The organism is Parasphingorhabdus sp. (assembly GCF_039982395.1).
In the GTDB taxonomy this organism is placed as follows: Bacteria; Pseudomonadota; Alphaproteobacteria; order Sphingomonadales; family Sphingomonadaceae; genus Parasphingorhabdus.
Genome location: NZ_JBDWYO010000006.1, coordinates 835,069 through 848,784 on the forward strand (window position 1 = coordinate 835,069; position 13,716 = coordinate 848,784).

General features: G+C 52.5%; 14 protein-coding genes and 1 pseudogene. 1 reads left to right on the plus strand and 14 read right to left on the minus strand.

Annotated features, from left to right (window positions below; translation table 11 throughout):
- Nucleotide 1 precedes the first annotated feature (1 nt).
- The 12 genes and pseudogenes from rpmE to rpsB all read right to left on the minus strand — a co-directional run.
- Nucleotides 2–232 (minus strand): 50S ribosomal protein L31, encoded by a 231-nt coding sequence (gene rpmE, locus ABJV08_RS14155; RefSeq protein WP_348039611.1) that lies wholly within the window; start codon nucleotides 230–232, stop codon nucleotides 2–4.
- Between the two features lie 110 nt (nucleotides 233–342).
- Complete coding sequence (fabZ, locus tag ABJV08_RS14160) at nucleotides 343–801, minus strand: 3-hydroxyacyl-ACP dehydratase FabZ (protein ID WP_348039610.1); 459 nt, start codon at nucleotides 799–801, stop codon at nucleotides 343–345.
- Between the two features lie 10 nt (nucleotides 802–811).
- Complete coding sequence (locus ABJV08_RS14165; protein ID WP_348039609.1) at nucleotides 812–1,498, minus strand: OmpH family outer membrane protein; 687 nt, start codon at nucleotides 1,496–1,498, stop codon at nucleotides 812–814.
- Nucleotides 1,498–4,245: an outer membrane protein assembly factor BamA gene (bamA, locus tag ABJV08_RS14170; protein WP_348039608.1), complete on the minus strand. Its 2,748-nt coding sequence runs from the start codon at nucleotides 4,243–4,245 to the stop codon at nucleotides 1,498–1,500. Before bamA ends, ABJV08_RS14165 begins: the two co-directional genes overlap by 1 nt.
- 71 nt (nucleotides 4,246–4,316) lie before the next feature.
- On the minus strand, nucleotides 4,317–5,441 hold the full coding sequence (rseP, locus tag ABJV08_RS14175; RefSeq protein WP_348039607.1) for an RIP metalloprotease RseP: 1,125 nt from the start codon (nucleotides 5,439–5,441) through the stop codon (nucleotides 4,317–4,319).
- Nucleotides 5,438–6,598: a 1-deoxy-D-xylulose-5-phosphate reductoisomerase gene (locus tag ABJV08_RS14180; protein ID WP_348039606.1), complete on the minus strand. Its 1,161-nt coding sequence runs from the start codon at nucleotides 6,596–6,598 to the stop codon at nucleotides 5,438–5,440. Before ABJV08_RS14180 ends, rseP begins: the two co-directional genes overlap by 4 nt.
- A gap of 2 nt (nucleotides 6,599–6,600) precedes the next feature.
- Entirely contained in the window at nucleotides 6,601–7,398 is a 798-nt protein-coding gene (locus ABJV08_RS14185) for a phosphatidate cytidylyltransferase (RefSeq protein ID WP_348039605.1), read from the minus strand.
- Between the two features lie 2 nt (nucleotides 7,399–7,400).
- A complete protein-coding gene (locus ABJV08_RS14190) occupies nucleotides 7,401–8,129 on the minus strand; it encodes an isoprenyl transferase (RefSeq protein ID WP_348039858.1) in 729 nt (242 codons plus the stop codon).
- 35 nt (nucleotides 8,130–8,164) lie between these two features.
- Nucleotides 8,165–8,722 carry a ribosome recycling factor gene (gene frr / locus ABJV08_RS14195; protein WP_348039604.1) on the minus strand — a complete coding sequence of 186 codons (558 nt, stop codon included), beginning with the start codon at nucleotides 8,720–8,722 and terminating at the stop codon, nucleotides 8,165–8,167.
- Nucleotides 8,723–8,740: 18 nt separating this feature from the next.
- On the minus strand, nucleotides 8,741–9,463 hold the full coding sequence (gene pyrH, locus ABJV08_RS14200) for a UMP kinase (RefSeq protein WP_348039603.1): 723 nt from the start codon (nucleotides 9,461–9,463) through the stop codon (nucleotides 8,741–8,743).
- Nucleotides 9,464–9,582: 119 nt separating this feature from the next.
- A complete protein-coding gene (gene tsf / locus ABJV08_RS14205; protein WP_348039602.1) occupies nucleotides 9,583–10,506 on the minus strand; it encodes a translation elongation factor Ts in 924 nt (307 codons plus the stop codon).
- A 393-nt stretch (nucleotides 10,507–10,899) separates the two neighbouring features.
- A pseudogene (rpsB, locus tag ABJV08_RS14210) lies at nucleotides 10,900–11,628 on the minus strand (30S ribosomal protein S2); the annotation flags it as partial.
- A gap of 405 nt (nucleotides 11,629–12,033) precedes the next feature.
- Here rpsB and ABJV08_RS14215 point away from each other — a divergent pair.
- A complete protein-coding gene (locus ABJV08_RS14215) occupies nucleotides 12,034–12,384 on the plus strand; it encodes a hypothetical protein (protein ID WP_348037684.1) in 351 nt (116 codons plus the stop codon).
- Between the two features lie 339 nt (nucleotides 12,385–12,723).
- Here the strand turns inward: ABJV08_RS14215 and ABJV08_RS14220 are convergent, their stop codons facing one another.
- Complete coding sequence (locus tag ABJV08_RS14220) at nucleotides 12,724–12,873, minus strand: hypothetical protein (RefSeq protein ID WP_348037686.1); 150 nt, start codon at nucleotides 12,871–12,873, stop codon at nucleotides 12,724–12,726.
- A 22-nt stretch (nucleotides 12,874–12,895) separates the two neighbouring features.
- Nucleotides 12,896–13,690, minus strand: coding sequence for a phosphatidylcholine/phosphatidylserine synthase (locus ABJV08_RS14225; RefSeq protein ID WP_348037688.1), 795 nt, complete (start codon nucleotides 13,688–13,690; stop codon nucleotides 12,896–12,898).
- Nucleotides 13,691–13,716: the final 26 nt, after the last annotated feature.

The following is a 13,716-nucleotide window of genomic DNA, read 5'->3' on the forward strand; positions in this document are numbered from 1 at the left end:
ATCAGCTCTTTTTGAGCGACAAACCACCGAAACGCTTGTTGAAGCGAGCCACCTGGCCACCTTGATCGAGAAGGCGCTGGTTGCCGCCGGTCCAAGCAGGGTGAGAGGATGGATCGATGTCCAATTGCAGCGTATCGCCTTCTTTGCCCCAAGTAGAACGGGTTTCAAAGGTTGTGCCATCGGTCATCTGAACGGTGATCATGTGATAATCGGGATGCGTATCGGTTTTCATTTTCGGCTCCTAAGCGGGCTGGTTTCCGACCAGGCCCAAAGCGAATAAATTTCATGGAAGCGGCGCATTAACCGCCGAATGCCAAAAGGGCAAGATTCTTTTGAAAAAGCTTATGCGGTAGGAGGATCCGCGATCATCGCGGTAAAATTGGCTTCCGCTGCCAATTTGTCCCCTATCATCGCTCGACCGGAAAATTTGCAGACACGCGCACGTTTCTGTTCAAATTTCACGTTCAAGCTCAACAAGCACCCGGGTTCGACAGGTTGCCGGAATTTTGCTCCGTCAATCGCCATAAAATAGACCAGCTTACCGGACCCGACCATGTCGAAACTTTCCATCGCGAGAACGCCGGCCGCCTGAGCAAGGGCTTCAACAATCAACACACCGGGCATGATCGGTCGCCCCGGGAAATGCCCTTGGAAGAAGCCCTCATTCATCGTGACAGCTTTTATCGCCCGAATGGATTCGTCTTTTACAAGCTCCTCAACCCGATCGACCAATAACATGGGATAGCGGTGTGGAAGCACCGCCATCACCTTGGTTACATCATAGTTGAGCGGTTCAGTCATCGACGATCAACTAGCGGCTAGCTGGTTGGGCCGCAGGCGGTTGCTGCTGCTGTGCCGCTTGGCTACGCGCGCTTGCTACCAACAACTGCTGCAGCTGCTGATGAAGAGATACGGTGGCACGCTGTGGTTGCCAGTCCGCAGGAGGTGTGATGCTAACCGATGGAACTCGTTTGTCCAAAGCCGCTGTGATGGCATTGGTAACATTGGCCGCTTCCGGAGCATAAAGAAATGCGTCCGGATTCAGGATTACGCCGATCTTCTTGTCCGCAACCACTTGCTGCTGGGCATTGGAATATTCTCTAAAAATACTCTCGACCGCAAACATTTGAGCCTTGATTGCCGGAGTCTGCAACTTCTGAATTTCTGCTTCTTCGGTCTGGATCGTTTGCAGCACAGGGTTTTTCGCGCGAACAGCAGCATCAAGCTCTTCCTGCGTCAGCTGCTTGTTATTGTCCGTATCCAATTGCGCACGCAATCCGTTCAACGTTTTGTTGCGCGTCTCAATCTGGTCAAAAAAGGATTTATACTGCGTGCCGATCTGAGCATAAGCAGTCGAGAAGGCTTTCGCACGGGCGATAGCAACTGTTGGATTTGCGGTTGCGATGCCAGATACTTGGGCATTGGCGACAGAGCCATGCGCCAATGGCAGAGCGGTAACAGCAAATAGGGTCAAAGCTTTGTTGATTAAACGTGTCATCAGAATTGTGTTCCTACGTTGAATGTGAATAGTTTTGTGTCATCACCGGGCTCTTTCAGCAGAGCTCTTGCGATGTCGATCCGGAACGGACCGAATGGTGAATTCCAGTTCACACCGAAGCCAACAGACAAACGTGGTTTCGGCGTATCGCCAAAGAAACGCTCGGTAAAGCTGGTCGCAATGGGATTGGCAATGCCGCTGGCGTTGACAGCGTCAACAACCTGGACCGCCTGCCCCATGTCATCGAGACTGAGAAATAGCGGCCCTGTCGCGGTTACGATCGCTCCGTTGGCATCAGTAATCGCAGCGCCTGTAGCATCGCGGGTTGCAACCGTTCCCACAGCCTGCGTTTGCAGATCCGTCAACAGCAACGGCTGGGTTACATTGAATACGGCGCCGACATCAAGGAATAGGGATGGCCGCAAACCAAGTTCGCGGGCACCCGACCCCAGAGGAATCTCAAGCTCGGCACGACCCAGATAATAAGCGCGGCCACCGATCGCATCGTCGGTTTGGCGACCATTGGTTTGCACAACAAGTTCGTTGATCGCATTACCATTGGTATCAAGACCCGGAATAGTTGCAGAGCGCACGACGCGTGGCCCAACGCCGCGGATATCAAACCCGCGGATTTGTGGTTCACCCAGGAAGAAACGATCCGTCAATCGAACGTCGTCGATACCGTCGCCCGGCGTCACAGAACGGTTTTCAAGCGGATGGATATATCCACCTTCGCCACTGACTGTGAAGATGAAGTCGCCAAGAACGCGCCAATGTTTGGAAGCGTTCAAACGACCCCGAAGATATTTCACGCTGCCACCCAGGCCAGCAAAGTCGACGCTGCCGACAATGGACTGCCCGCGGGTGGGACGGATACGGTTGTCCCGATCATCATAGATCAACGATGCACCGAGTGAGGAAGTCGTTCGACTGCCCAGAGCATCGCACAAGAAACGACCGGCAACGAGCGGATCACACGTATCCGTCGGGCTGTTTCCGCGAATATTATCGCCATTGATGTCGGAGAAGAACAGGCTTGGCTCCAAGGTCACATCATCATGGCTAAGGCCATAGCGTAATGACGCAGAGAGATATTCCGTAACCGGGACACCTGCGCGGATTTGGAAACCGGTTGTCAGCTGCTCGAAGGTTGTTTCTCGATTGCTGTTGACGAAGTTAAAACTGTTCAGGTCGCGACGGAAAAGGTCTACGCCGACAGCGATATTGCGGTCAAACAAATAGGGCTCGGTAAATCCAAGTTCAATGGATTGCGAGAAGCTTGAATAGCTAACGCTGGCCCGCAATTCTTGTCCTTTTCCGCGGAAGTTACGTTGCCGGACAGATGCCTGCAGAATGAAATTCTCGACGCTGGAGAAACCAGCAGACAATTGCAGTTCACCCGTGGCGTTTTCTTCGACATTGGCTTCCAGAATGATACGATCCGGCGCGCTACCTTGCTTTTGCTCGATTTCCAGTGATTCCTGGAAAAAGCCCAGCGATTTGATTCGATTGGCAGAGCGTTTGACTTGGAAGCTGTTGAACGCATCGCCTTCGTTCAGACGAAATTCGCGGCGAACAATCTTGTCCTGAGTCAGCGTGTTTCCGTTAATGTCGATCCGTTCGACGTAAACCCGGTCACTTTCCGCCACCTGGAACAAGATGTCCATGGTGAGCGTCTCTTTGTTCCGCGTAAACTGCGGACGGACATCAGCAAATGCATAGCCAAAAAGTCCGGCGGTTTCTGACAAGCGCTCGACCGTGTCCTCAACCTGCTTTGCGTTATAAAAATCTCCGGATTGCATCGGCAATTGGGGTGTCAAAAACTCTGGTGTGAAATCACGAATGTCGCTTTCAACCGAAACTTCACCAAATTGATACCGCTCGCCCTCTTCCACGACATAGGTGATAATGAAATCACGCTTGTCGGGAGTCAGTTCCGCTACAGCAGAAATGACACGGAAATCGGCGTAACCTTCGGTCAAATAAAATTGACGGAGCTTTTGTTGGTCAAAAGCCAGACGATCCGGATCATAAGTGTCGCTGGAGCTGAAGAAACGATAGAAGCGAGATTGCTTGGTAACCATCTCACCGCGCAGCTTGCCATCAGAAAATTCTTCATTGCCCAGAATGTTGATCTGCTGAACCTTGGACTTGGGTCCTTCGTTAATCTCGAAAACAATATCGACGCGATTCTGGTCAAGCTGAACCATCTTTGGTTCGACGCTTGCCGCAAAGCGACCTTTACGCTTGTACAATTCGACGATTCGAGCGACATCGGCCCGGACTTTCGAACGCGTAAATATCTGTCGTGGAGCCAGTCGGATCTCAGGGTAGATCTTGTCTTCTTTGATCCGCTTGTTGCCTTCCAGCAAAATACGGTTGATCACCGGGTTCTCGATCACTTCGATGACCACAGCACCCTGATTGTTCCGGATACTGACATCCTTGAACAATTCGGTTTCGAACAGATCCTTCAGGGCCTGATCGCCGGATTCCTCGGTATAGGTCTGTCCGACGCGCAATTGCATATAGGACATGACGGTGGTTGGTTCCAGGCGCTGAGCGCCATTCACCACAATAGACCGTATCGTGTCACTCGTCGGAGCCACGGGTGCGGCCGGTGCCACTTCCTGCGCCTGCAAAGGAACAGCTATGCCACCCAAAATGGTACCGCACATTAATAAGGGCAGAAGCCGCTTCTTATGATTCACAGACAAACTCGCTTTCACACCATAAACCAAAAACATAATGAAATTGATAGCAATCTACCAACTTCGCGAACCCCCTGCCCCAATGCAGCCTGTCAATCAATGGTCAATCAGCCAGAGATCGCTCGGAACAGACCAAATGACGACAAATCGTTGAATGTCACCACCAGCATGAACACCATGACCAATGCAAATCCGGATCGGAACGCCCATTCCTGAATTTTCGGACTGGCCGGCTTTCTCCGGACTGCCTCAATTGCATAGAACATCAAATGCCCTCCATCGAGCATCGGGATTGGCAGCAGGTTGATGAACCCTAAGTTAATTGAGATCAACGCCACAAATAGAATGAAGCTTTCCAAGCCCAGCTTGAACTGTTCGCCGGAAACTTGGGCAATCTTCAAAGGCCCGCCAAGCTCCTTAATAGAGCGCTTTCCCGTTATAACCTGACCCAATGTTGTGGTTATCTGATCCACGATCCCGATTGTTTTTTCCACCGCGACTGCTGGAGCTTCTAGCGGGCTGACTTCTCTCCACTCCACTTGGCTGGACGACATGCCCAAAAGCCCAAGCTCATATTCGTTTCCGAATCTGTCTTTCAATATGTTGACGCCGATCGTGCCCTGTTTGACGATCCGTTGGCCGTCTCGCTCAAAGACAATCTCAACATTCTGATTCGGAATCATGACTATTTTCTGCTGAAGATCCAGAAAGAGATCAATTTCATCGCCATCAATCGAAACAACCCTGTCGCCCGGCTTCATACCAATAGCCGCAGCGGTTGAATTTTCAGAAATCGCATTGGCAACCGGCAGGGTTGCGCTGGTGCCATAGGTTATCACAAAGCCCATGATGATCAGGATCGCAAAGATGAAATTGATCGCCGGGCCTGCAAAAACAATCGCCGCGCGTTTCCATAGAGACTTGGATTGAAAGGTTTGGTTTCGTTCGGCAGCAGGAAGGTCAAGCCATTCCTTGCTCTTCATGCCAGCCGGATCCATGTCTCCGGCAAACTGCACATAGCCGCCCAGTGGCAATAGACACACTTTCCAGCGCGTTCCGCGCTTGTCGGTCCAGCCGGCGATCTCTTTGCCAAAACCGATAGAGAAGGTTTCCGCCTTCACACCACACCAGCGGCCGACCAAATAATGGCCCATTTCGTGAACGAACACGAGCACGCCAATGACAATGAGAAACGCCAGAAGCGTTAGCAAAATACCGGGATTGTCCGTCAAACCTTCAATTCCTCGACCAGTTGCTCGGTCCGAACGCGCGTTTCCTTGTCTATCGCAAAAATATCCGTCAATTCGCTCGGTTCCGGTGGGCTATAACTATCTAATAGCCGCGTTACAATCTCTGTGATGTCCAGAAACTGAACCGCTCGATTGAGGAATGCAGCGACGGCGACTTCATTGGCAGCATTGAGCATCGCAGGTTGCGCGCCGCCGGCCATGATGGCGGCCCGTGCAATTTTCGTGGCCGGGAAGCGGCTCTCGTCAGGCTGTTCAAAGTCCAGCCGACCAATCTCGGCCAAATTGAGCGGGTCACAATTGGTCGTCATGCGCTCTGGCCAGGCCAGCGTATTGGCAATCGGTATGCGCATATCCGGCGCGCCCAGCTGAGCGAGCGTGGATCGGTCGTGATATTCAACCATGGAATGGATCACCGACTGGGGGTGCACCAATATTTCGATATTTTCGAGACCGACCGGGAAAAGATGATGGGCTTCGATCAGTTCCAAGCCTTTGTTCATCATGGTCGCGCTGTCGACGGAAATCTTGGCGCCCATGTCCCAGTTAGGATGCGCAACCGCCTGCTCCGGCGTGACACTCTTCATCTGTTCATGCGTCCATGTCCGAAACGGGCCACCACTCGCAGTCAATGTGATCTTCCTGACCTGATCGATTCGTCCGCCCTGCAGCGCCTGGAATATGGCGTTATGCTCCGAATCGACGGGCAGCAATGCCGCCCCTGCCTTCCGCGCCTCGGCGATCATCAAGGCACCTGCGGAAACCAAGGCCTCTTTATTGGCCAAGGCCACAGTTTTGCCGCATCGCAAGGCCTCGAGCGTGGGCGGCAATCCGGCACAACCGACAATAGCAGCCATTGTCCAGTCCGCACCCAGCGCAGCGGCGTCCACAAGCGCATCAGGACCACTAGCAGCCTCAATAGATGTGCCGGCCAGCTGATGTTTGAGCTCTGCATAAGCAGAAGGGTTTGCAACCACAGCAACCTGTGCGGAAAATTCCTTGGCCAGCGCGGCAAGCTGAGCCGCGTTGCTGTTGGCCGTCAAAGCTACGATTTCATATTGCTCTCTATGCTGGCGAACAAGGTCCAGAGTCGACAGACCAACTGATCCGGTCGCTCCAAAGATAGAGATCGATTTGGTCATTGCTAGGCCGGCAGATTTTCGACGAGCATTATCAATGCGACAACAGGAGCAACCGGAATCAATCCATCGAGCCTGTCCATCACACCACCATGGCCCGGGAAGATTGTCCCGCTATCCTTTGCACCGGCTTTGCGTTTGAGCCAGCTTTCGAAAAGATCGCCCATTTGCGCTAATATTGCCAAGGGGATGCTGACCCAAACCAGATAGAGGGGCAGCGCCCAATAGACATGCAGCGCGAAGCTGGCTGCAGCGGTCAGGGCAACTCCTCCAATCAGTCCAGCCCAAGTCTTATTCGGACTAAATTGCGGCGCCAATTTTGGCCCGCCGATCGCCCGTCCTGAGAAATAGGCACCAATATCGGTCGCCCAAACCAGAGCGAGCGTCCAGAATACAATCAAAATCCCGTTATCAATGTCTCGCAAATAGACGATCGCCAGCGCCGGAAGGCCCGCGTAGAACACACCCGTGGCAAGCTTGAACGATCGATCAAAAACCGCGACGAACATGGCCGCGCCAATGATCAGACCTAATGCCAGAAAGGAAGCGCCTGCTGCCCAAGGCGACATGATCGCCAAAGGCACCGACAACGCGTACATCGCCAGGCGCCGGTTCTCTAGGCGGCCCGTCAATCCCGACCATTCGCTGATAATGCCAAGCGCCATGAGCACGACAAGAAGCCACAGCAAAATGCCGCCGAAATATACGGCCAACCCGGCCGCCGCAATCAGCAACAGGCCAACGACAATGCGCGTCTGCAGTTCATTGGCTTTGCCAGATTCTGGAACAGCGGGTTCAACCATGGCTAGCGCCCACCAAACCGTCGTTCACGGCTTCCGAAGGCTTGCAATGCTTTCTCCAGCTCTCCCTTGTCGAAGTCCGGCCAAAGCGTGTCGGTAAAATAGAGTTCGGAATAGGCAGCCTGCCACAAGAGAAAATTGGACAAGCGCAATTCACCCGACGTTCGGATCAACAGGTCCAGCGGCGGCAATTCTGCGGTGTCGAGAGCACCGGCGATATGATCAACATGGATCGCATCCGGCTCAAGCTCGCCTATTTTCACACGGGCGGCGACATGCTGGACCGCCCGAAGCAATTCATCCTGTGCGCCATAGTTCAACGCCACGGCCAAGGTCATCTTGTCATTCCCGGCCGTTTTCTCAATAGCATTGTCAATCATGCCTACGATATCGGCGTCCAGGGCCTTGTAATTGCCAATGACCTTCAGCCGCACCCCATTTTGGACAAATTCTTCGATATCGGATTGAATATATTGGCGAAGCAATCCCATGAGATCACTGATTTCATCTTCCGGCCTGTTCCAGTTTTCAGAAGAAAAAGCATATAGCGTCATAGCCTCCAGGCCCATTTCGCCGCCAACGCGAACTATGTTGCGAACCGCTTCGACACCCTTTTTATGACCCAGAGCGCGCGGAAGATGCTTGCGCTTCGCCCAGCGGCCATTGCCGTCCATGATGATAGCAATATGACGGGCGCCAAAAGCCGGGCCAGACACTCCGGCCACGCCTTGCACCGGGTCTTCGGAACCGTTCTTGAAGCGCCCAAGCTTCACTGGGTCAGGATTTCCTGCTCTTTGGCTTCAGAAAGCTTGTCTGCTTCGGCAATCATTTCGTCCGTCAGCTTCTGGACTTCGGTCTCCAGTCGCTTCTTTTCGTCTTCACCGATTTCCTTCTTATTCTCGTCGGCTTTCAAATCATCCATGCCGTCCCGTCTGACGTTGCGAATGGCGATCCGGGATTTTTCAGCAAATTGCCCCGTCAGCTTCGCGAGCTCCTTGCGGCGTTCTTCGGTCAGATCCGGGATAGGCAGCCTGATATTGGGGCCATCGACAATCGGGTTCAATCCCAATCCAGCCGAACGAATCGACTTTTCCACGGGCTGGATATTGCCTTTATCCCAGACCTGAACCGACAACATACGTGGCTCGGGTACAGAAACAGTGGCCACCTGGTTGAGCGGCATATTTGAGCCGTAAACCTCAACAGTGATTGTATCCAGAAGGGCGATGTTGGCACGGCCGGTGCGCAAGCCACTCAAATCATGCTTGAGCGCCTCCAATGTGCTATTCATCCGTTTTTGCAGGTCGGCTTTGTCATATTTTGCCATTGCTGTTTCCTCTAAAATCTATTCGGTTGTTCCGACCATGGTCGCAGTTCCTGCGCCACTTAATACAGTTGCAAGATTTCCTTGTTCACGGATCGAAAACACAACGATCGGTATCTTGTTTTCGCGGCACAGTGCAACGGCACTGGCATCCATGACCCGCAGATTATCGGTCAAGACCTGATCAAAGCTCAATTGCTCGTAACGAACGGCTTCGGGATCAAGCTTGGGATCAGCATTATAGACGCCATCGACGCTAGTCCCCTTGAAAAGGGCCTCGCAGCCCATTTCAGCGGCGCGCAATGCTGCGGCAGTGTCTGTGGTAAAATAAGGGTTGCCCGTTCCTGCTGCAAAAATAACAATACGGCCCTTTTCAAGATGCCGTACCGCCTTGCGCCGGATATAGGGCTCGCACACGCTCGCCATCGGGATCGCTGATAAAACCCGTGTGTCACAGCCCATTTGTTCAAGCGCGTTTTGGACGGCCAAAGCATTCATCACGGTAGCCAGCATGCCCATATAATCGGCACTCGTCCGCTCAAAGCCTTTCGCCGCAGCGGCCAGTCCCCTGAAAATATTGCCGCCACCTACGACCAGGCAAAGCTCAAAACCCGCCTCTTTCGCTGACTTTACTTCGGCAGCGATGCGGTTGACCGTTTCCGGGTCAATCCCGAAGTCACCGGAGCCCATCAAAGCTTCGCCCGAAAGTTTCAACAATATGCGCTTGAAGGCTGGTCGTTTCATGCAAATCCCATCCTGCCGGAATCAATATCCGGCCCCAAAAACAAATATGGCGCAGACCATAGATAGTCCGCGCCATGCTGCCAAGCGTTACCGCCTGAATTATTCAATCTATTGTGCGATCAGCCAGCAACCGCAGCAGCAACTTCCGCTGCAAAGTCATCTTCCTTCTTCTCAATGCCTTCGCCGAGCTGGAAGCGAACATATTCGGTAAGCTTAATTTCAGCGCCTGCATCTTTACCAGCTTGTTCAACAACCTTGGCAACAGGGGTTTTGTTGTCCATCACAAAAATTTGGCTCAACAATGCATTTTCCTTGGCAAATTTTGCCATGGCACCGTCTACCATCTTTTCGACGATATTTTCTGGCTTGCCCGATTCCGCGGCTTTTTCTGCAGCGATAGAACGTTCGCGAGCCAACATGTCTTGATCAAGACCGTCTGCGTTCAGTGCAAGTGGGAAAGCCGCTGCGATATGCATAGCAATCTGCTTGCCGAGTGGCTCAAGAACGTCGGCACCTGCCGTGCTTTCCAGAGCCACCAAAACGCCAATCTTACCCATGGCAGGTGTTACCGCGTTGTGAATATAAGGAACGACAAGGCCGCTTGAAACCGCCACAGTTTTCATCCGGCGGATTGCCTGATTTTCTCCGATGGTTGCGATATTGTTGGTCAAAACTTCCTGAACCGTGCCGCCCGCAGGATGCGCCGCAGCCGACAGAGCTGCTACATCATCACCATCAAGGCCGAGAGCAACCTGCGTTACATTCGCAACAAAATCCTGAAACTGGTCATTTTTCGCAACGAAATCGGTTTCACTGTTCACTTCGACGGCAACGCCGCGCGTGCCTTCAACCGTCACGCCAACAAGGCCTTCGGCCGCAGTGCGGCTCGATTTTTTCTGTGCCGCTGCGAGACCCTTGGTCCGCAACAGATCCACTGCCACTTCAACGTCACCATTTGTTTCGTTCAGTGCTTTTTTGCAGTCCATCATGCCCGCACCGGTGCGTTCGCGCAGTTCTTTCACTGCTGCTGCTGTAATAGCCATTTTTAGTTCCTCAATTTCTTGGTCGGGAAATGTGAAATTGGGGCGACATAAATGCCGCCCCGGTTAATATTCTATGCCGTCAATATATGACCGCAGAAAGATGCTTCAAGATCAGGCTTTTGCGTCTGCCTTGTCGTCATCTTTCTTGGCTGCGGCTTTTTTGGCAGCAGGCTTCTTGGCGGCGGCTTTCTTAGGAGCCGCTTTCTTTTCAGCCTTTGCTTCTTCTACAGGAGCTTCAACAGCTGCTGTTTCGGCTTTTGGCTCTGCCGCAGCAGGCGCTTCTTCAGCCGGGGTCATTTCTGCCGCTATCTCAGCAATATCAGCAACCGCTGCTTCTTCGCCGGAAGCCATTGCACTAGCATTGGCTTCGCTTGAAACAATTTGCTCGACCGGAGGAGCCACTGCTGCTCCGAGATCTTCGCCAGCTGCAACCGAAGCGTCTTGGCCGCCTTTGGTTGCCGCTGCCGCAACGGATTCACAATAGAGACGAATGGCCCGAGCCGCATCGTCATTACCCGGAACCGGGAAAGCGATGTTGCTGGGATCAACGTTCGAATCGAGAATTGCCACAACCGGAATACCCAAAACATTGGCTTCCTTGATTGCGAGCTCTTCTTTGTTCGCATCGATCACGAACATGACATCAGGAATGCCGCCCATGTCACGGATGCCGCCAAGCGAAAGTTCAAGCTTGATGTGCTCACGCGTCATCTGCAGAACTTCTTTCTTGGTGAAGCCAGCGGTGTCACCACCAAGCTGCTCTTCCAAAGTCTTCATACGACGGATCGAGTTGGAAATGGTTTTCCAGTTGGTCAGCATACCACCGAGCCAGCGATGGTTGACGAAGTGCTGGCCGCTTGCGCGCGCTGCTTCGGCGATAGGCTCTTGCGCCTGACGCTTGGTACCAACGAACAGAACCTTGCCGCCAGCCGAAACGGCATTGGCGATAAAATCAAGCGCCCGTGCGAACAAAGGCACGCTCTGTGAAAGATCAAGAATATGGACACTGTTGCGGGCGCCGAAGATATATGGTTTCATCTTTGGGTTCCAGCGGTGGGTCTGGTGGCCGAAATGCGCTCCGGCTTCAATCAATTGCTGTAGGGTGACGACAGGGGCCGCCATAATATTTCTCCTTATCCGGTTATGCCTCTGGAAAGCTGAGAACCTCAAACGACCTGAAAGACCGCTATTGGCACCGGTATGAGTGCTTTCCATGTGGAATGAGCGTGCCGTTAAGGCGAAGTGCAACGAAATGCAACCACAAATTGATGCAGGATACTGACAGACGCACAGCCGACAAGGAATGGCGATAAGCAAGCGATCCGCATTTGCTGTCTGATTTTGGCTACACACGCATAGATGCTGACCATATCTGGCGATATAGAACGCTTGCCCAAGCCCGCCTCAGATGAGGAAGCCCATTCGGCCGGATGAATAGATCCATTTTGGTTCAAATATTAATCGAACCCTTAAAGACCGCATGATATACAATATATAGTGTCTTAATGATGCCTTTAGGGGGTAAATATGGAAGATAGTAAGAGTAAGCAGATTGTTAGATATAGTCCGAACAGCCCTGCAGTGCTGTTTCACCAGATGCGGGCAGATCTCCAGAACCGATGGGATCAGAGCAAAATGGTTGGACTGGTTCGCGATTGGCTCCGCCCACCGAGAAAAAAAGCATCTATACGCAATTCTTCCAAATTCAGACGAAGACCCGCAAATATTATCATTCCTGACGCAAATGATCCGTTCATGCTGATGGCCAAGAGCGACCCGATGAGCAACTTATTGGCGGAAAATCATCGACTGAAAAACCTGATCAACGAGCTCGTGCGAGAAGACCCCAATAACAAGCACCATGCTTTCCGAAACTAGCCATCCAGACCGAACACGAGAATAGCACAGTCCATTGCCGGACTGGATGATGGACGGGCACCCCTTCTTTTGTCTGAGGGTCACAATCCAAAGCCGCGACCACTCGATGGCGGCGCTTGCAATGCGGCCACATCGAGACAAGCCCCGGCGCTGATCCTCGAGGCAATATATATGAGATCCTGTGAACGTGCTCTGGCGCGATATATGATTATGGCCCCTGCGATTTTCTCGACCTATTTTCGGAGCGAGCAAAATTGTTCTTGACAATGAGAACATAAATGGAACATTAAGGGTCCATCGAAAGAACAACAGGATTTCCCCATGCTCTCCATCGCTATTTCAACTGTTTTCGCACTTGCGTTTCTCGGCTCTGTTACCGTCATTGCGATGATGTTTTTTCAATATCGCGACAAGATCATGAGCGTCATTCAAAGTGAAATGAAGATCGGGCAGTCGGAAACCGTTTTTCAACCGATTGTCTATCGCCATCGGGTTGTCAAAACCAAACAGCTTATGACTCACCATCGCTCGCTGCAGACAGTTCCGCTGCGCGCTGCCGCTTGACTTTGGAATAGCCGCGAATGCTGAATGGAATGCAAATCAGATAAGCAACGCTGATTGCCGTCAACATAATCCAGGGCGCATTTATCAGCGCAACCCCGAGCAGAGCAATCACAGCGATAGCTTCCAGTCTGATGTTTTTCCGCAAACGCAATGATGACCAGCTGAAGGTGGCGGTATTGGACATCATCAGAAAAGCGATCAGAACAATCCAGGGGGCCACCACTCCATAGTGACGGAATATTTCCAGGTCTGTGATCACCCATAGATATAGCGGCAGCATCGCCAGGCCGGCGCCCACCGGCGCAGGAATGCCCGTCAGGAAGCCAGCGGATTTATGCGGCTGGTCCTCATCATCAATGGATGCATTGAAACGCGCCAGTCTGAGCGCACAGCCGACAACCATCGTGAGCGCCAAGACCCAACCAAATTGCGGCATATATTGCGTTGACCATAGGAACATCACCAACGCTGGCGCCACGCCAAATGCAATCACATCCGACAGCGAGTCCAGCTCGGCACCAAAACGGCTTTGGGCGTTGAGCAGACGGGCAATCCGTCCATCTAGGCCATCCAATATGCCAGCCAGAACGATAGCGGCCGCCGCTAACACCCAATTCTCAAAATATGCGAAGCGGACACTGCTCAATCCGACGCAAAGCGCCAGAGCCGTCACAGCATTCGGGACAAAGGCTCTTAGAGAGATGCCTTTTTCGGGCCGTTTCACTGAACCATCATCAGCCATCAGATTTGAAACAACCGGCTTTTGGT

What these genes read in the sequence shown, in the direction of transcription:
- ABJV08_RS14165 (WP_348039609.1), bottom strand. Translation starts at nt 1,498, where the DNA reads ATGACACGTTTAATCAACAAAGCTTTGACCCTATTTGCTGTTACCGCT.
- ABJV08_RS14220 (WP_348037686.1), bottom strand. Translation starts at nt 12,873, where the DNA reads ATGGCGATAGACAATCGGTTGAAAAACGGTTTCCGACTGCCCGATCTT.
- ABJV08_RS14180 (WP_348039606.1), bottom strand. Translation starts at nt 6,598, where the DNA reads ATGACCAAATCGATCTCTATCTTTGGAGCGACCGGATCAGTTGGTCTG.
- bamA (WP_348039608.1), bottom strand. Translation starts at nt 4,245, where the DNA reads ATGTTTTTGGTTTATGGTGTGAAAGCGAGTTTGTCTGTGAATCATAAG.
- tsf (WP_348039602.1), bottom strand. Translation starts at nt 10,506, where the DNA reads ATGGCTATTACAGCAGCAGCAGTGAAAGAACTGCGCGAACGCACCGGT.
- frr (WP_348039604.1), bottom strand. Translation starts at nt 8,722, where the DNA reads ATGGCAAAATATGACAAAGCCGACCTGCAAAAACGGATGAATAGCACA.
- ABJV08_RS14225 (WP_348037688.1), bottom strand. Translation starts at nt 13,690, where the DNA reads ATGGCTGATGATGGTTCAGTGAAACGGCCCGAAAAAGGCATCTCTCTA.
- ABJV08_RS14185 (WP_348039605.1), bottom strand. Translation starts at nt 7,398, where the DNA reads ATGGTTGAACCCGCTGTTCCAGAATCTGGCAAAGCCAATGAACTGCAG.
- ABJV08_RS14215 (WP_348037684.1), top strand. Translation starts at nt 12,034, where the DNA reads ATGGAAGATAGTAAGAGTAAGCAGATTGTTAGATATAGTCCGAACAGC.
- fabZ (WP_348039610.1), bottom strand. Translation starts at nt 801, where the DNA reads ATGACTGAACCGCTCAACTATGATGTAACCAAGGTGATGGCGGTGCTT.
- rpmE (WP_348039611.1), bottom strand. Translation starts at nt 232, where the DNA reads ATGAAAACCGATACGCATCCCGATTATCACATGATCACCGTTCAGATG.
- pyrH (WP_348039603.1), bottom strand. Translation starts at nt 9,463, where the DNA reads ATGAAACGACCAGCCTTCAAGCGCATATTGTTGAAACTTTCGGGCGAA.